The organism is Lacibacter cauensis (assembly GCF_007830055.1).
Lineage (GTDB): Bacteria > Bacteroidota > Bacteroidia > Chitinophagales > Chitinophagaceae > Lacibacter > Lacibacter cauensis.
In genome coordinates, this window is record NZ_VLLE01000006.1 from 236094 (window position 1) to 254748 (window position 18655).

Below are 18655 nucleotides of genomic sequence, written 5' to 3' on the forward strand. Positions count from 1 at the left end.
CGTCAGACGGGCATTCACTACTCACCACTCACAATTATATTCAACATCTTCTGTGTTGCCTTAATCGCCGATACGGTTTGATCGCTGTCAAGACCACGTGTTTTAAATTCTTTATTGTTGTGAGCCCAGGTGATAATTGTTTCGCACAACGCATCACTCTTACCACCGGGAGGAATACGCACTGCATAATCGGTAAGCAGCGGTAACTCCGTTTTATTTTGTTTGTAAATTTTCTTCAACGCATTCATGAAGGCATCGTACTGCCCATCGCCTTGCGCATGTTCTTCAACTATTTCGCCATTAATACTTAAGCAAAGCGTAACTGATGGACGAAGATTTTTTGAATGTGTGAGCACATAATTTTCTACACGCACTTTATCCTGAATGGTATTGCTATCGAGAATATCAGAAATGATGTACGGCAGATCGGCCTGTGTTACCACTTCTTTTTTATCGCCCAGCTCAATGATACGTTGCGTTACTTTTTTCAAATCAGCATCGCTCAGCTGAATACCTAATTGTGCAAGATTATTTTCAATATTTGCTTTACCGCTGGTTTTGCCCAAAGCATATTTGCGCTGACGACCGAAACGCTCGGGCATCAGATCGCTGAAGTACAATTTATTCTTCTTATCACCATCGGCATGGATGCCTGCAGTTTGTGTAAACACATTTTCACCCACAACAGGTTTATTGGCCGGGATACGAATGCCCGAAAATGTTTCTACCAGCTTGCTTACACCATACAATGATTTTTCAGCCACGGATGATTTAATGTTCGGCATAAAATCATGCATCACCGCAATGGCACTTGCCAACGGTGCATTACCTGCACGTTCGCCCATACCGTTTACGGTCAAGTGCAAACCATGTGCACCTGCACGCAATGCTTCCATTACATTGGCTGTACCCAAATCGTAATCATTATGTCCATGAAAATCGAAATGCGTGTTGGGATAGCGTTGTACAATTTCAGCAATGAAATCGTACACTTCAGCAGGTGTTAAGATGCCCAACGTATCGGGCAACATCAAACGCTTTACCGGTTGCGTTACAATAAAATCAAGGTATTGATAAACGTACGCTTTTGAATGACGCATCCCATTGCTCCAGTCTTCGAGATAGACATTTGTTTCAATGCCTTTCTTTTTTGCCAGCCTGATTACTTCTGCAATTTCAGCAAAGTGTTGCTCCGGTTTTTTCTTGAGCTGATGTGTAAGATGATTGAGTGAACCTTTGGTTAAAAGATTCGCCACTTTTGCACCGGCCTTGATCATCCAGTCAACCGATACATCTCCATCTACAAACGTGAGCACTTCTACCCTGTTGAGCAATCCGTTTGCTTTTGCCCATTTGGTAATTTTCTTTACTGCATCAAACTCTCCTTCCGATACACGGGCAGAGGCAATTTCAATACGATCAACTTTCACTTCAGTTAAGAGCGATTGTGCGATCGTTAATTTTTCCGATGCAGAAAAAGATACCCCGCTGGTTTGTTCACCATCACGGAGTGTTGTATCCATTATTTCAATGTAACGTTGGTTGTGGGGCATGGTTGCTTAAGGGATCAGAACTTAGTATAAACTTTTTTCTGCGAAAGCAGTGATGTCAGCTTTCATTGATTGCAGGTAATCGATATCATCGAAACCATTCATCATGTTGTGTTTTTTATATCCGTTGATGTCGAACGATTCTTTTTCGCCTGTTGCAACAATGCTGATCGTTTGCTCCGGAAGATTTACTTCCAGTTCTGCTTTCGGATCGGCTTCAATTGCTTTGAAGATTTTATCTAAAAACTCCGGGCTAACGGTTACCGGCAAAATACCAATGTTAAGTGCATTGCCTTTAAAAATATCGGCAAAGAAGCTGGATACCACGCAACGGAAACCGTAATCGTAAATAGCCCAGGCCGCATGTTCACGGCTGCTGCCGCTGCCGAAGTTTTTACCTCCGACTAAAATTTTACCGGAGTAAATCGGATTGTTCAACACAAATTCCTGCTTCGGTGTACCGTCACCGTTATAACGCCAGTCACGGAAAAGATTATCGCCAAAACCTTCCCGCTTGGTAGCTTTTAAGAAACGTGCAGGAATAATTTGGTCGGTGTCCACATTCTCAATCGGCATGGGAACCGCTGTGCTTGTGAGGACTTTAAATTTATCGTATGCCATTTTGATGTCTGATTTATGATGTCTGATTTATGATTTATTTGGTACTGATATTTATAAAGGTTGATCGATTTGCGGACATCCTACATCAGACATCCTCCATCCGACATCAAGCCATTAAGCAATCAGCTCTCTCGGATCAGTTACTACGCCTGTAACAGCAGCAGCAGCAGCCACCAACGGACTTGCGAGCAATGTTCTTGCACCGGGGCCCTGGCGACCTTCGAAGTTTCTGTTACTTGTACTTACAGCGTATTTACCTGCAGGAATTTTATCATCGTTCATCGCTAAACATGCCGAACAACCCGGCTGACGAAGTTGGAAACCGGCTTCCGTTAAAATATCAAGTATACCTTCTTCTTTAATTTGTTGTTCTACGATGTGAGAGCCGGGAACCAACCATGCGGTGATGTTATCCGCTTTCTTTCTGCCTTTTACAATACTTGCAAACGCTCTGAAATCTTCAATACGTCCGTTGGTACAGCTACCTAAGAACACATAATCAACCTGCTTACCGATGATCTTTTCATTTTCTGCAAAGCCCATGTACGCCAATGATTTTTTATACGAAGCTTCACCATCTTTTACTTCTGCAGCTGTAGGAATCGTGTGTGTAATACCGGTACCTAAGCCGGGGTTTGTGCCATAGGTAATTTGTGGTTCGATCTGATCTGCAGAAAAACTCAACTCCAGATCAAATTGCGCATCAGCATCTGTTTTTAATGTTTTCCAGTAAGCCAATGCTTTATCCCAAGCCTCGCCTTTTGGTGCAAGGTCTCTTCCTTTTAAATAGTTGAAGGTTGTTTCATCGGGCGCAACCATACCACCACGTGCACCCATTTCAATCGAAAGGTTACAAACCGTCATACGACCTTCCATGCTCATGTTTTCAAACACTTCACCTGCAAACTCAATAAAGTAACCGGTTGCACCGCTTGCAGAAATTTGCGATAAGATGAACAACGGCACATCTTTCGGCACAACGCCTTTACCTAATTTACCATTGATGGTGATGCGCATTTTCTTTGGCTTCGGCTGCATGATACACTGAGATGATAACACCATCTCCACTTCACTTGTACCAATACCAAATGCAATGGCGCCAAATGCACCATGTGTTGATGTATGTGAATCACCACACACAATCGTCATACCCGGCAGTGTAATACCATTTTCAGGACCTACCACATGCACAATACCATTCTTTGGATTTCCCAAACCCCAATGCGAAATACCATACTTGGCTGCATTTGTTTCCAATGCTTTTAATTGATTAGCCGAAAGCGGATCCTGCACCGGTAAATGCTGATTGATGGTTGGTGTGTTATGATCGGCAGTTGCAAAGGTGCGTTGCGGATACATCACTTTTAAACCACGGCTTTCCAAACCTAAGAAGGCTACAGGACTTGTTACTTCATGAATGAAATGACGATCGATGAAAAACACATCCGGACCATCTTCAATCTTGCGTACCACGTGTGCATCCCAAACCTTGTCGAATAATGTTGTTGGCGTATAACTCATATTCTTTCTATTTGAATAGTTGATAAATTCCGGCGGGCAGAGCAGCAATTACTGCTTGTATTCGCTGCCGGGGCTCAAATTTAACCCGATTCCCTAAATTTGTATAACCTTATTTTTCTATTACATCCATTGATAAAACCGATTTAGAAATATGGAACTCCGCCAACTACGCTACTTTATCAAATCGGCCGAACTGCTCAATTTTACCGAAGCAGCTCACAGCCTGTACATCAGCCAGAGTACGCTTAGTCAGCAGATCAAGCAACTGGAAGATGAACTGGGCATGCCGCTGTTCGACCGGATTGGTAAACGGGTGCGGTTGACCGAAGCAGGCAGCCAGTTTTTGCCTTTTGCCCGGTTAACGGTTTCGGATGCTGAGGGTGGTCGTGCTGTGATTGATGACTTGAAAGGATTAAAAACAGGTGAATTGCGGATTGGCGTTACTTATGGCTTATCTACTTTGCTTACACCGGTGCTTGTGCAGTTTTCGGCACAATACCCCGAAGTAAAAATCATTGTTGAGTTCGGTACATCGGAAGATCTGCTGGATAAACTCAAATCAACCCGTGTTGATTTTTTGTTGTCGTTTTTGGAGTTGCAGGACAACGATATGTTTATCTCACAACGTTTGTATGAATCGCCGTTAACACTGGTGGTGCATCCTTCGAATCCTGTGGCTGATAAAAAATCAATCACCATTAAAGACTTAAAAGATATACCGCTGGTGTTACCTGCAAAAGGGTTTCATACAAGGCATTTTTTGAATGAAGCATTGGCGCAAAACAATGTGCAGCCGAATATTAAAATGGAGTTGAATGATATTAATACACTCCTGCAATTGGTTGAAACAGGTAACTGGTGCACGATCATGACCGTTGCTGCAGCCAAAGGAAGACAAACGTTGAAAACCATTCCCATCAAAGGATTGAACATCATCAGCCAGGCCTCGATTACCTGGCCAAAAGAAAGCTATCGTAAGAAAGCAGCGATTGTTTTTACAGAGATGATTAAGAAGCAGATGAAGTGATTTGGTGAATGGTGAATGGTGAGTGGTGAATAGGTAACTCTCTGCGAAATACTCTATCTTATTCTTTCTTTACCCATGAAGCAATAGCGGAATTCAGCACACTGATTGGCCTGTAAATGGCTAACAGATACTACTTCGAGCGCTTTTAACAGGCTGAAAAATGGGAGTATCCCGCCTTTAGCAACGAAGGATGAGCGAAAGATGGAGCAAGCATCATCCCAATTAGAAAATCAACTGTATACCGATGATCTTATTTTTTACTGCGATAAATGGTTATTTCCGCTGCATTTCCATTGCTTCTAGTTTACCGGCTTTCTTACCTAAACGATAAGCGATGATAACAGGAATAATAATGAATAAGCCCAGTGAAAGTACAATAGATAAAATAATGATTAATTCCTGAGTTCCTAAAACGCCTAATAAAGTGTTCATGGTTATTATTTGATTTGCATAAAAGTAACTGAAAAGGATTAATACTCCTTTTAAAGCGCAATCGTTCGCACAGAATAATGTGCTGTTACTCACTCCGGCTACACCGGCACTATCGTCTGCGCTTTTTTCTTCTTCAATTTCTCCGGTACTGCTGCAATAATTTCTTCTTTCAGTGCCTGCTTCAAACGCTTCTTCATAAAATCTCGATGCACCACCATGCTTACTTCACGTGCAGGTGCAGGACTTTGAAAACGGCGCAGCAATTTTTGCTGTTCAGGCGTCATCTCCAGTGTTGAAAGTTCGGGCATAATGGTAATACCATCGTTCATTTCCACCATGCGGCGCAGCGTTTCAATGCTGCCTGCTTCGTACTCAAACTGGGTGCTTAACTCACTGGCTTTTTTCAATTCGCATAAATTAACAATCTGCGATCGGAAGCAATGCCCTTCTTCCAGCAACCAGAGTTTTGTAGGATCAATATCTTTCGCCAGTACATATTTCTTTTTGTACGCTTCATTCCGGGGCGATACGTACACCAGCAGTTCTTCGTAAAACAGTACTTCTTCTTTTATTCCACTTTCCTGCAAAGGCGTTACCAGCAATCCTGCATCAATACGTCCTTCACGCAGGCGGCGAATAATATATTCCGTCATCATTTCATGCACAATCAGTTTTACCGATGGGTATTTTTCATTAAAGCTTTTGGCAAACAGCGGCAACAAATAAGGTGCAAGTGTTGGAATAATACCAATCCGCAGTTCACCCGTAAGCACACCTTTTTTATTCTGTGCTATTTCATTAATGAGGTTACGCTCCTGCAGAATTTTACGTGACTGCTCAATAATTTCTATACCGGCATCCGTAGGTATCACCGGCTGCTTGCTTCTGTCGAATAGTTTAATACCCAGCTCTTCCTCCAGTTTCTGTATCTGCATACTCAATGTGGGCTGGGTTACAAAACAATGCGATGCGGCCGTTGCAAAATGGCGGTAGGTATCCACCGCAACCAGATATTCTAGCTGAGTCAAAGTCATAATTAAAATCTATGAGGCAATAAAATTAATTGATTTGCTTTATTAAATCAGACTTTGCACTTTTAACTTTTAAAAGAAAGCTTTTGTAGCGGAACAGTCACCAACCAATACAAAAAATACCCATCCAACTTTTTGAGTTATAAATGAGAACAAGGAAAAGGCGCTTCCATTTGGGGGCGCTTTTAGTTTATGGGAAAGTAAGCTTATTTCTTGCGCAGCTCCAAGGTAAAAAGGGTGCCGTTAATGGTTTGCTGGGCTTTTACCCATGTCCAGTTACTGTCTTTTAATTTCCAGTTACCATCCAGGCGTTGTAGGGTAACAGCTGCGGAGGAAGGATAATCGGCAATGATGGCAATGTTTATCTTGTCCTCGTTCCAGGTGCCCGTAGCTTCTGTTGCAGAGTTCTTAATGGCATCAACCGTGCGGTCGGTTTTAAATTGAAATTCATAGCCATCAAATTCACTTTTATAATCAGTGGTGCCGTCGGTATAAACTGTTACTGTCCAGCGTCCGTCGGTAATTGCTTTTACGATCAACGTTTCCGCTGTTTCTTCCTGTATTTTCTTGATGGTCTTTTTACAACCACCTAAGATCATTGCCAACACAAAAAGAATCAATAACTGCCTCATAGATTTTTAAATTAACGAAGTATGAAATTACAATTAGTTTTCGGAACCGCTAACAGTAGAAGTACGTAAAACTAAACCGGCAGGTTTTACCAATTGTAACCTGGTCCCGCTGCCGAATTATCTTATTTTTACAGCATGCAAATTGGCGATATTACCCGTTTTCTGGAAACACTGGCCCCTCCATTGTTACAGGAGAGCTACGATAATGCAGGATTACTTACCGGATCGGCCGCCTGGGAATGTACAGGTGTACTTGTTAGTCTGGATGCCACGGAAGAGGTGATACTGGAAGCCAAACAAAAAGGCTGTAACCTGGTGGTGGCGCATCACCCGATTATCTTCGGCGGATTGAAGAAGATTACCGGCAAAAACTACGTGGAGCGTGCAGTTATTGCTTCTATTAAACACGATATTGCGCTGTATGCCATCCACACCAATCTGGATAATGTGATTACAGGTGTTAACGCACAAATGGCCGAGCGTCTGGGGCTAGTTAATTGTAAAATTCTGCAACCCAAAAGCGGATTGTTGAAAAAACTGTTCTGCTTCGTACCCGTTTCGCATGCGGAGTTTGTTCGAGCTGCCATTTTTGGTGCCGGTGGCGGACATATTGGTAATTACAGCGAATGCAGCTTTAACGCTGCAGGCAAGGGTACTTTCAAAGCAGCTGATGGCAGCAATCCCTTTGTTGGCGAAATTGGCAAACGACACGAAGAAGAGGAGTTGAAGATAGAAGTGATCTTCCCGGCATGGCTGGAGCAACCGGTTCTTTCGGCCATGATCAAAGCCCATCCGTACGAAGAAGTGGCCTACGATGTGGTCGGTCTCGACAATCAGTTACAAACCACCGGATCGGGTTTAATTGGTGAATTGCCTAAAGCTCTTATCCCCAACGATTTCCTTCAACTACTTAAGGATCAATTTAATTTATCCGTAATCAAACACACCACCCCTCCTGCCAAACCCATTCACAAGGTGGCCCTTTGTGGTGGAGCCGGCAGCTTTTTAACCAAGGCCGCACTGGCTGCAGGTGCCGATGCCTATGTTACCGGAGATGTGAAATACCATGAGTTTTTTGATGCCGAAAACCGGCTGTTGCTGGCCGACATCGGGCATTGGGAAAGTGAGCAGTTTACGATAGATTTACTGGCCGATCATTTGCAGGATAAATTCCCTACCTTTGCCGTCCTTAAAACTGCCGTGAAAACCAACCCTGTTGAGTATTTTAAGTAATCGCAGCTTTAGGAAAATTCTAAAAAACTTCAAACAACAATATGGCTACTACAAAAGAGTATTCTGTAGAAGAAAAACTGAAGGCACTTATTCGTGTGCAGAAAATTGAAAGCAAACTGGATGAAATTCAGATTCTGAAAGGTGAATTACCCATGGAAGTAAAAGACCTCGAAGATGAAATTGAAGGTTTGAATGCACGCAAAAACCGTATTGAAGAAGAGATCAACGGTATACAGGATTTTATTCAAAGCAAGAAAGATGCAATTATTGAATCACAGGCTTTGTTGGTAAAATACGAAAAGCAGAGTGAGAATGTAAAGAACAACCGTGAATTCGAAGCCATCAATAAAGAAATTGAAATGCAGGGTTTGGAAATCAAACTTTCTGAAAAGCATATCAAAGATGCCAACGAAGAGTTGATTGAAAAGAGCGAGTTGCTGGAAAAGGCAAAGAAAGCCATTGCCAATAAAGAGAAGAACTTAGAACACAAGAAAGGCGAACTCGATAAAATTATTGCTGAAACCGAAAAAGAAGAAACGCAACTGCGTTCTTTGGTAAATGGCGCAAGAGAAGCAGTAGAAGATCGCTTGCTGGCAAGCTTTGACCGTATCCGCAGAAGCTACCGGAACGGTTTATCGGTAGTACCGATTGAGCGTGAAAGCTGTGGTGGTTGCTTCAATACCATTCCACCTCAACGCCAGAGCGAAATTAAACAACACAAAAAAATCATTGTGTGCGAAAACTGTGGTCGTATCCTTGTTGATGCCGACTTGAATGATTCAGTTGAGCCATAATTGAAATTGGACATTTTTAAAAAGCCGTAGTGATACATCATTGCGGCTTTTTTGTTGCATTCATCTTTTCATTCAAAAAATAAAAGCGCCTCCATTAACGGGAGACGCTTTTAAAAAAGCAACTATTCCTGATTATAACTTCACAAACTCCTGTTCATATTGTTCCAGCCATTTACTGCCTTCAAGTCCCCATACCGGCAGTATATTCATTCGTAACCAGTATAAACTTGTTACAGTAACATCAACTGATTTTAAGAACAATGCGGCCTTTCCTGCTACTGGCTGGAAAGGAGTTATGCTGCAGGGCACTTCTGCATAATTATCCCATGTAAATGCGCCCTGTAATACAAAATCTTTGTTGGTTGCACCTGGAGCTTTGTTTAAGAACCGTCCGCCAAAGCCATCGCCGCAAGGCCAATACCCGATGAGATTAGCATACCGAGGATGCTGCGTAATATCCTTTGCACATTGCAATGCTGCTACCTCTGCATCGGACAATGCTGTATTAAAAATCATACAATCGGCAAAGCTTACAGTAACAGCGCCCATACCCTGATCTGTTGCCCAGCCCATAGTTAACGGCGATGTACTTGTTACTGTACCCCGTGCCGTAATATCTGTGTGATCAATACGTCGATCATCGGTATAACGCACCAGCCAACGCTTGCTTGCACTATCCATAAATTTAAATGTAACGGTATGCCACTTATCATCAAACACAACAGGTGTTGTTCCCTGTATACGAGATTCGCCCGAACCAATTACACTGATGCACCAGATTCCGCTTGAGTTTGTAAACAACGACCAACCTGTAGTACTGGCAAACTTATCCATCTTCGAAAAGAAATGCGGGTACTGCGTTTTTGTTGGCGATTTCATTTTAAATGAAATTGTTTGCTGTGCCAAACCTGGATTATACAATCCCCCATCGTCTGGTATGCGTGCACGTATTACTGAACTTCCGGTTCCTTTCATTGCCACGCCTGAAAAACCTGAACGTACAAATTCCAGTTGCTTAAACTTCTCGTGATAAAAAACAGAAAAAGCATTTACTTCAGCAGACGACGGACCTCCGTAACTGTTACCCACACCACCATGTGTACTTGTTACAATTACCAGCCACTCTTCTGTTTTATCATAACCAGGTCTTGCTTTTAGTGCAGTTAACAATTCGCCAATGTAGGCATCTACTTTTACCGCAGCATCTTTATACATAGTATTATCTGCAAGAAACGCCCCTGCTTTTCCTGCAATGGCTACCGAATTAAAGTGCAGCACCATAAAATCGGGATTGCCACTTTTAATACGTCTTAATGCAGAATCTTTTACGGCTACATCGTCTGCAGCTACTACAGGATCCAATACTTCTGGTACCAGCTTCTCTACCATGGTACGCCACGGCGAAATAACTGTTGTACGCATATCATTTCTGGGCGATGATAAGATATACGAAAAAATAGAAGGGTAATTTGGTACCGATGTATGCTGCGGATCGTTGATGCTTTGTGTATAAATGAATGAGCTGTCTTTGATCTTGTGACGAGAATAAGATACACCACTCATCAACGTTTTCCATGTAGCAGCATCAGTGCTTACTTCATCCGATACGCCTTCCCAGGTGTATTTGCTCTTCGACAACATGTTCTGCAAAACAGGCAAACCCATTTTTTTGTATTCACCTGCCACAGCACCATCTATAGCAATCAGCAATACTTTTCTTGCTGCTGGCTTTGTGGTATCGCCTGGTTCCTCAAAATAAAGCGGGGGATCAACATAACGTTTACAGGATGCAAACAAAACGAGCATCATGCCTATTGAAGTAAAGAGGAGCCCTTTAAGCAGTATATTCTTTTTCATATTATTCGTTTAGTGCTGAAGGATGATTACGGTCGTACAATGTTGATTTCTGAAAGTGCTGAATTATTACCTGACGGATCGTTATCGGCAGCAGAAGAAATTACATATCTAAAATACCGTGCAGTAACATTTCCTGTCAGATTAAAACTTTGCAATCCTTGCTGGTTTATCAATGTAAAAGCACTTGGAATCGTACTTGCTCCTGTTACAAAAGGTACATCTGTCCAGTTTACATTATCATTACTAATCTGCACACGGATATTTTTTACTCTTGTTGTAGTTCCTGTACCACTTTGTCTTAAAGCAGCAGAAAATCCCTTGATAACTGTTGGTACCGCCATATCAACTGTAATTGTATGTGGTGGAGTGGTTGCACCAGAACCGGTTCCGTAATTACTATGCCAGTAGGTAGTAAACGATCCATCAAACGCATTACCAATTGTTCCGTTTGAACCTTCAGTTGTTGACCAAGAGCTGGCTGTAGGAACCCATACACTTCTTGCATCGGCTTGCGTATCGCCTCCTGTTTTCGTTAATGGATTGTATTTCCATATTTCCTGAAAGGAGAGCGGATAAACACCTGCCATTTTATTAAGCGATATATTGCTGATCGTAATTCCCCATGCTCTGAAAAATGCACGCATATCTCTGCGTGTAAACTCGCATAAGGTTTCGTACACAAAGTCACGCTTGTTCTGATCGGTTAATGAAATGCGGTTGGAGCGGCGTGCTTTTTTATACAGTTCTGTTACAAAACTCCAGCCATCGGGCTGACCGGGATAACCCCAGTTAGCAGGTATTTTACTCATGATTTGCACGAATGGTGTTAACCGTGCAAACGGATCGTTGATTGCGGCATCTGTGCCATCAAAATTTCTTGTACCGGTGGCTGATGATGCCCATGTAATAGCAGCAGGTATTGCTGTGGCCAAAGCCGGATGTTTGGGAGGCCATGCAGTAGGAATTGTTGCACTTAAACGGTTTGCAACTTTAAACGAAAAGAAGTTACAAGTTGTTTCGCCTAATGTACTCCAACTCCAGTAGGTGCCTTGCTGGTTGTTATGTCCTAACTCGTGAAACACACCCCAGTTACCTCCGCCGTTAATAGCACTTACATTACCAATACCATCAAACCAACTGTAATCGTTTTGTACAACAATTGGAAAACCAGAGTGACCATAACCAACAACCGGTTTAATATCCATTACCACACGCCAGGGAAGCAACGGCGCTTTATCAATGGCATCAGTTGGGTTTGCACTCAACCCTTCCCACTGATAATAATCGAGGTTTACAATTTCATCCCAATCCTGCATTGCTTTTTGAATATCTGCAAAAGGGCGATCGATACAATATTGTCTTGGAACAACAAAAACCATATTGGCGCTACGCAACTCCAGCCATGGTACGCAGGAAGAACGGATTTGTGTTTGCCATGCAGCATTATCTGTTTGACCTAATACAAAATCGGGCGACTTCACCACGTTTGTAAACGACAGGTTTACAGGAGTTGTAATGGGACGACCTGCAAAAATGTAAATATGTCCGCCATATAAATTCCGCAAATAATTACGGCCGGGATTTAATTGACTGCGTGTGTAAATAACCGGATCACGTGGTGCGTTTTGAATGACTGAAAGATTATCCGTCCATGCACCAATCTGTACCGACAATGAATATTCGTTCTGCGGCACATCAATAATGACCAACTCTCCCGGTGCTGCATACAACCCTGTACTAAACTGGGGACTTGGCGGAACAGAAATACGCAACTCATCCTGCACATTGTTATAGTTCAGATTCATTGCAAGATCAACTTTTATTCTCGGCTCCGAAGCACACACAAGGCCGGGAAAAACTCTCGCCTGTGCGTACTTGCTTGCATCAACATTTTTAATACTCGTATCGATGGTAATACTACTTACACTTGCACCATCGCCCGGTGTACCATCTTCAAAATCGTATGCATACTTTTTTCTGCAGGCAGTTACTGCCACTGTAAGCAACAGTAAACAAACCGATAAACGCTTAACAAGCATAACAGCATTCATTTTATTCGTTTTATTATAACAGGTTTAATGAGTTGTTCTTTTTCTTAACCGCCACTTACATCGCTGTACGTAGGAATCCAGTTTTTTCCATCTAACCGCCATGAGCCGGGTACAGCAATTCCAAACCAGGCATAAATCTGTACTGCAACATCAACAGAGTTGGGAACTGTTTTGTATACAGGTTCCGATACCGGAGGACAAACATTGGCCGTAAGATCGTTGAAGCTTCCGGGTGAGTAACTGTCGAGTACAAGATCGTTCTGGTAAGCTGTCTGGTCTTTCATTTTAAATTGTCCGTTTTCGTTTACTACCGGAAAGCCTGGCCAGAATCCGAGCAGGTTATTGTAATACGTATTCGATGCATCAATTGAAGTAGTACAGTACGTATTTGCAATGTATGTATCCGGTAACGCTACGTTGAAATAGCGGATATCGGTAATGTAGAAATTACCAAGCCCTGTAACATTATCGGGAGGAAGATTACCAATGGTAAGCGGTTGTGGACTGTTTAAGTTTCCATAACTGGTAATATCTCTTGTTGCAGCAGAAATACCTGATGTATATAATACACCATCGGTATATGTATACACATTTCGGGCAGCACCTTCTTTTCTTACAACAACGGTAAGTGTATGCCACAAGCCATCAGCAATAACATGTCCACGAATCTGCCGGTTACCCAAACCGGTTTGCCCAAAGTTTACCATCCAGTAATTTGCTTCTAGGAAAAATACCCACCCAACAACACCGCCGGAAAAAGAAGCACGCTTTGAAAGAAATGCCGGGTAGTAGTAATTGCCAGCCGGAATTTTTACTTTGCATTGCACCGTCATTTCGCTGGTTGCACCAATATCAAATAACGACCCTGCAGTTACAGCTTTTGCTCTTCTGTTTTGCGATTGCGTACCTGAAAACTGTGGTGCTGTTCCGGTATAAGGAATCAATGCGCCTGGTCTTGTAAGTGCTTTACTGTTAAACCTTGGATTAAAACAAAAGAACATGGTATTGTGTCGTGTATCTTCAAAAGCAGACCATGAACCTGATGGATTGTAAACAGTATTGCTTCCTTTGTTAGAAGTAATGATCACCATCCAGTTTTCTGAACTGAATGTAGAACGGCTTTTTAAAGCAGTTAAAATTTCACCAATGTAATTATCAATTCTTAAGATCGCATCTTTGTAGTTTGCTGAATTGATACTATAAGAAGTAGCAGCCCCTGCCTTATCCACATCGTGAAACTGCGCCATCACCAAGTCGGAGTTTTGTGTACGCAACTCATTCTTCACTGCTTCTTTAACCGCAGCATCATCTTCATTAAACGACTCTTTTTTTGTTGCATCTGAAGCAAGTGCAGCTGCAAGTTCGTTTGAAGAAAAGAATGCAGTAGTACGTAAGCCCGGCTTTTCCTGTTTCATTCTTGTAAACAGCGAAGGATAATCTGCAAAACGATTATTACTGAAATCAGCACCCGTAACGTTATGCTTATTAACCCGCACACCTGTAAGCAGGTTAGCCCATCCCAGGCTATTGCTAACAGGAACATTGTCGTAATCACTCAATGCATCCCATGAAAAGATTGAATAATCAACCAGGCTGTTCAGTACCGGCGGGTTTGCAACCTGCACCTGTGTACCTACAGCACCATCCACGATAATTACAAGCGTTTTCGGATTTATAACTTTCGAAGAGTTGCCACCCGGTGCGTTTGCTTCTAAAGGATTCGGGAAAGACTTGTTACAGCTTGCTGCAAAATATCCTGCACCCGCAAAGAGTAAAAAAATCTTCAGATATTTTAAACGTTTCATGTATGACTGTTTTATAAGATCCAGGCATTACGCAATGCCGAATTATTTTTAATAAAGTATCCGCTCTGTTAGTTATCCAACTTTAGTTTTACAATATCCCCTACCGGTTTACCATCGAACCTGTCGAAATCTCCAACCAGAATTACACCCGGTGTACCGTTGATTGTAATCTGTACCATGTCATTAATAATTCCACGAAACAAACCTGTGTTGTTGTAGCCAAGTGCCAGCGATCCATCGCTTTCCAGCACCATAAAACCGGGGCGAACAACATATTTATCGGGCATTGTTACATAATTGTAATTGTAATGACTGAACGTACCGGCAACCAGAATTTTTCCATTGCTTAATTGTGCTGCAAACTCAGGAATACCGCCTAAGGTTTTTCCGAAACGGAAAGCTGCATCGGTAGTACCATCGGGGTTGATCATAACCACGCCGTTTGCATCCTGTCCGTTGTATTTTTTAAACGAACCAACCATCAAAATTTTATTTGTAACCGTATTGTAACGGATCTTGTTAATCGGCCCATCCGCTCCAACACCACCCGGGTTAAACGTAGCATCTACCAGCCCGTTGGTTGCATTGATGCGTGCAATGTAATTGGCAGTAGTTCCATTGTATGTAGTGAAGTTTCCAACAACAATTATTTTTCCATCGTTGAGTTGAACGGCATCATAAATAAATCCATTACCACCTTCATAGCCTTCTTTGGTTGCAAAATTGAAATTGAAAGTTGAATCAAATGCGCCGGTTGATTTCATGCGTATAAGCTGACGCACTTTAACCACATCGATCAACGGACCTGTTTTTGTTGAGCGCTCATAAAATGTACTTACATGGCTTGTGAAATTTCCTACTACTGTAATATCGCCTGTTGTGGAGTTAACAAACATTTTACTGATGCCACCGGTTGTTCCTCCGTTTAAGGATGGTACCGTTGCCTGTCCATCATTAGGTGCGTTTACCGGATCGGGATTGATAAGATCAACCACCTGTGTTTCCAATGCACCGGCTGATGTTAAACGTGTAATATTGTTGATACCGTTGGTTGTATCGTAACTGCCAAATGTACCTGCAAGCAAATACTGTCCGCTCGATTGTTGTATAACACTGCTTAAACTTCCTGCCACACCTGTTTTACCTACTTTCATTTGATCTGACGATCCTGTTTTAAATTCACCATTTAAACCTACAACTACCATATTGGTAATAGGATTTGCAACGGTTGCGCTGTTTTGATAATTGCTGAAACGGCCATACAGGAAATAGGAAGTGTTATCAGAACGCAGGAAGATACCTTTGATCTCACCATTTGAAACATAGGCATCGGTATTAAACGAAGCATCGATCGATACTTTTCCTTTAATAACAAAGGTTGGACCGAAGTAATACTCCCCATTAATGAGAACGTTGGCAGCACCTGTACTTGCGCCCAATGGCACTTTTACAGTAATTGCATTTTCTTCAACAGAAATAATTTCTGCTTCGGTAAGGTGTACAAAAAACTTAAACTGTCCTTCTTTACCTTTTAAACCTGTAACATTAAATTTTACAACAGAACCTTCGCTGCCAATTGCAGGATAAGGACCTCCATCGAGAAACTTCACCAACACTTTAGGCGGTGCAGGATAAACTTCAGCAGGCTCAACTTTCTGTTTTGTGCAGGAGGAAAAAAGTGCAGCTGCAAACAAACAACTGACTACTCCTAAAGCAAGGGTTGCGTGTTTTATTGTCATTGCAGAACTTCTTTTAATCGTTTGCTTTATCATGAAAAAATGCTTTCGCTTTTTTAAAATCAGTAAATAATTCCTTTATCAAATACATCTTCGATAAACTGCCCGGTTGCAAAACCAAAGAAATGATTGGGATAGTTTAACACATGTACATACCCGTTTTTAGGAGCTACGTTTACAGAAGCTACAATTGCCGAATACCAACTGTTATAATCTCTTGGTGCCGATACAGAAGGAATAAACGAAATCATCAACTGCCTGTAACCTGCATATTTTACACCGCCGGCATCATTGTAGATAACACCAATGTTCATAATGTCGCCGAGATAAGAGCTATAGATCTGCCCGGGGTAAGCCGACAGGTTTCCGGGATCGAGTTGCGGGAAGTCATTCATGGAGCGAGAGCTTTTGAAGAGGTAACGGCAGAGTTGCTTCTTCCACACCTCTGGTTTTATCTGCTCCAGCTTTGTAACACGTCGTTGGCCTTTTTCATCAAGCTTCGCATTTAATACACGGATTGTATTACTGATACAGGAATCGTTGGGCGCAAAAAAGGTAATGGTTTCAGTACTAAATACATTTTCCATGCCTGCAATACGAATAACCTTCAGCAACGAATCCCAGCTTTTTGGTTTCGATTTCAAATAATCCAATACCGTACCATCATAATCAGGTGTATGCTTTCCGGTGTTGGTGAAATAATCTTTTTTCTGACAACCAACTGCAATGGTTGTAAGGATAACAGCAACGATGAGGAAACGATTCATATATTTCATCTGCTTTGTTTTATTTTATTACAGTTCGTTTTTTATTGCCAGTATGTATTTAACGTCATACCAGGATTGTTGATCAACGCCGATGGATGAATAGGCCATGTCCATGCTCCTGCTTTAAATTGTTCTACTGTACAGTGGTAGCCAAATTTGTATGATGGATCGATGATGCGTTTTGTACGTACTACATCAAACCAGTAATGACCTTCGCCCAGTAACTCACGGCAGCGCTCATAGAAAATATCTGTTTTCAATTCTGCTCCTGTACTTGTAATAGGTGCAGCCGCTGCCCTATTGCGTACAATATTTAATTTTTCCTTTGCCTTGCCATCGTTACCAAGATTTGCCAATGCTTCTGCATGCAATAAAATAGCATCCGTGTAACGGAAGATGATCTGGCTCGCATCAAACGAAGTACCATCTACCGAATTGGGATCACGGTTTACAAAAAACTTCAGCATTTTAAAATTCCTGTTACCGCTATACATGGTCGATACATCAAACCAATAATCGGTACGCTTATCGGCCTGCCCTACCGGGTAAATTGTTTCCATGAACTTTGTATCGTAACTGATGTACGGATGTGTTGGATCGGGGGCCAAACGATTATAATAAACCAGGTCGTAATAGTAAGACCATCCAAACGATTCGCCATAGTTTGCATTCTGTGGTACTTCAAACAAACCTTCTTTCGAACGCCCTTTAAAGATTTCACCATTTCGTTCTAATGGCAACAACGCATAGGCACCACCATTTTCGTTGTACAGTTCGTCGCCTAATGCATCCACAGCTTCGTAGTAAGCTTTCTCATTACCTGTATCAAACCCTGCAAGCCACATGTTAATGTGCATCAGTAATGCAAGTGCCGAACCACGCATTCCTCTTACAGCAACAAACACAGGATCTTTATAGGTCCATGGCAAATCATCCTTCACAGCCATCAAATCTTCACGGCACTTCTTCAACACCTCTACCATTGGCATACGTTTCAACGGCGCACTGTGGTAGGCATCGGTATAATATGCAACATCGCCCCACTGACGAACCATCAGGAAATAAGCCATGTTACGGATGAAGATTGCTTCTGCTTTGTACTGTCTTTTTTCTTCTGCTGTTAATGAAGGATCTGGTACGCCGTCAACACGATCAACTGCAATGTTTGCTGCTGCAATTACTTTATAAAACTGATCCCATTGGCTAAACCGAATCATATTAAACACACGGTACCAGTTGTTACCGCCACTCGGAGCATCAACAAATAATGCTTTTATGTTATTGTTTGATAAGTTGGCAACATAGGTACGTCCCCAACCTATCTCTGTATTTTCTTTTGCCATGCCCCCACGTAAATCGCCGCTGAAAGCAAAGAAGGGAAAGTTGAACGAGCTGGCATCGGCTTTCATATCGAGCCTTGCAACAGATTTGCGCAGGAGCTCGTACATACCATTCGTATAGTTTTCCAGATCAGTTTTTGTTTTCCAGAAATTATTACCCGATAACGCATTCGGCGGATCGAGACTTAAAAACTTTTTGCAACCACTACCCACAAGGAGCAATGTGGTAACTACAAGTATGCTGATAATACGTTTCAT

General features: G+C 42.1%; 15 protein-coding genes. 3 read left to right on the forward strand and 12 right to left on the reverse strand.

From position 1 onward, the window contains the following. Positions 1-17: 17 nt before the first annotated feature. From IQ13_RS17645 to leuC, 3 genes are all read right to left on the reverse strand, one after another. The gene (locus IQ13_RS17645; protein WP_144887952.1) at positions 18-1553 is read right to left on the reverse strand and encodes a hydroxymethylglutaryl-CoA lyase-like TIM-barrel protein; all 1536 of its coding nucleotides are present in this window, start codon (positions 1551-1553) and stop codon (positions 18-20) included. Positions 1554-1574: 21 nt separating this feature from the next. Continuing rightward, the gene (leuD, locus tag IQ13_RS17650) at positions 1575-2171 is read right to left on the reverse strand and encodes a 3-isopropylmalate dehydratase small subunit (RefSeq protein WP_144887953.1); all 597 of its coding nucleotides are present in this window, start codon (positions 2169-2171) and stop codon (positions 1575-1577) included. 114 nt (positions 2172-2285) lie between these two features. After that, a complete protein-coding gene (gene leuC, locus IQ13_RS17655) occupies positions 2286-3692 on the reverse strand; it encodes a 3-isopropylmalate dehydratase large subunit (protein WP_144887954.1) in 1407 nt (468 codons plus the stop codon). Between the two features lie 151 nt (positions 3693-3843). Between leuC and IQ13_RS17660 the strand changes: the two genes are divergently transcribed. Continuing rightward, positions 3844-4719: a LysR substrate-binding domain-containing protein gene (locus IQ13_RS17660; RefSeq protein WP_144887955.1), complete on the forward strand. Its 876-nt coding sequence runs from the start codon at positions 3844-3846 to the stop codon at positions 4717-4719. Between the two features lie 273 nt (positions 4720-4992). Here the strand turns inward: IQ13_RS17660 and IQ13_RS21415 are convergent, their stop codons facing one another. From IQ13_RS21415 to IQ13_RS17670, 3 genes are all read right to left on the reverse strand, one after another. Beyond that, positions 4993-5151: a hypothetical protein gene (locus IQ13_RS21415; RefSeq protein WP_158637433.1), complete on the reverse strand. Its 159-nt coding sequence runs from the start codon at positions 5149-5151 to the stop codon at positions 4993-4995. A gap of 98 nt (positions 5152-5249) precedes the next feature. After that, positions 5250-6185, reverse strand: coding sequence for a hydrogen peroxide-inducible genes activator (locus tag IQ13_RS17665; protein ID WP_144887956.1), 936 nt, complete (start codon positions 6183-6185; stop codon positions 5250-5252). Positions 6186-6388: 203 nt separating this feature from the next. Then, positions 6389-6814: a hypothetical protein gene (locus tag IQ13_RS17670; protein ID WP_144887957.1), complete on the reverse strand. Its 426-nt coding sequence runs from the start codon at positions 6812-6814 to the stop codon at positions 6389-6391. Positions 6815-6949: 135 nt separating this feature from the next. Here IQ13_RS17670 and IQ13_RS17675 point away from each other — a divergent pair, with 135 nt between their 5' ends. Together IQ13_RS17675 and IQ13_RS17680 are read left to right on the forward strand one after the other, a co-directional pair. Beyond that, positions 6950-8047: a Nif3-like dinuclear metal center hexameric protein gene (locus IQ13_RS17675; protein ID WP_144887958.1), complete on the forward strand. Its 1098-nt coding sequence runs from the start codon at positions 6950-6952 to the stop codon at positions 8045-8047. Positions 8048-8088: 41 nt separating this feature from the next. Beyond that, a complete protein-coding gene (locus IQ13_RS17680) occupies positions 8089-8841 on the forward strand; it encodes a zinc ribbon domain-containing protein (RefSeq protein WP_144887959.1) in 753 nt (250 codons plus the stop codon). 132 nt (positions 8842-8973) lie between these two features. Here IQ13_RS17680 and IQ13_RS17685 read toward each other — a convergent pair whose 3' ends face one another. The 6 genes from IQ13_RS17685 to IQ13_RS17710 form a co-directional block, all read right to left on the reverse strand. Continuing rightward, positions 8974-10698, reverse strand: coding sequence for an alkaline phosphatase family protein (locus IQ13_RS17685; RefSeq protein ID WP_144887960.1), 1725 nt, complete (start codon positions 10696-10698; stop codon positions 8974-8976). 26 nt (positions 10699-10724) lie between these two features. Next, the gene (locus IQ13_RS17690) at positions 10725-12749 is read right to left on the reverse strand and encodes a M60 family metallopeptidase (RefSeq protein WP_144887961.1); all 2025 of its coding nucleotides are present in this window, start codon (positions 12747-12749) and stop codon (positions 10725-10727) included. A gap of 44 nt (positions 12750-12793) precedes the next feature. Continuing rightward, positions 12794-14554 carry an alkaline phosphatase family protein gene (locus tag IQ13_RS17695; protein ID WP_144887962.1) on the reverse strand — a complete coding sequence of 587 codons (1761 nt, stop codon included), beginning with the start codon at positions 14552-14554 and terminating at the stop codon, positions 12794-12796. 68 nt (positions 14555-14622) lie between these two features. After that, complete coding sequence (locus tag IQ13_RS17700; protein ID WP_158637434.1) at positions 14623-16293, reverse strand: DUF5008 domain-containing protein; 1671 nt, start codon at positions 16291-16293, stop codon at positions 14623-14625. Between the two features lie 59 nt (positions 16294-16352). Next, entirely contained in the window at positions 16353-17066 is a 714-nt protein-coding gene (locus IQ13_RS17705; RefSeq protein WP_144887964.1) for a hypothetical protein, read from the reverse strand. Positions 17067-17098: 32 nt separating this feature from the next. Beyond that, positions 17099-18655, reverse strand: coding sequence for a RagB/SusD family nutrient uptake outer membrane protein (locus tag IQ13_RS17710; protein WP_199758308.1), 1557 nt, complete (start codon positions 18653-18655; stop codon positions 17099-17101).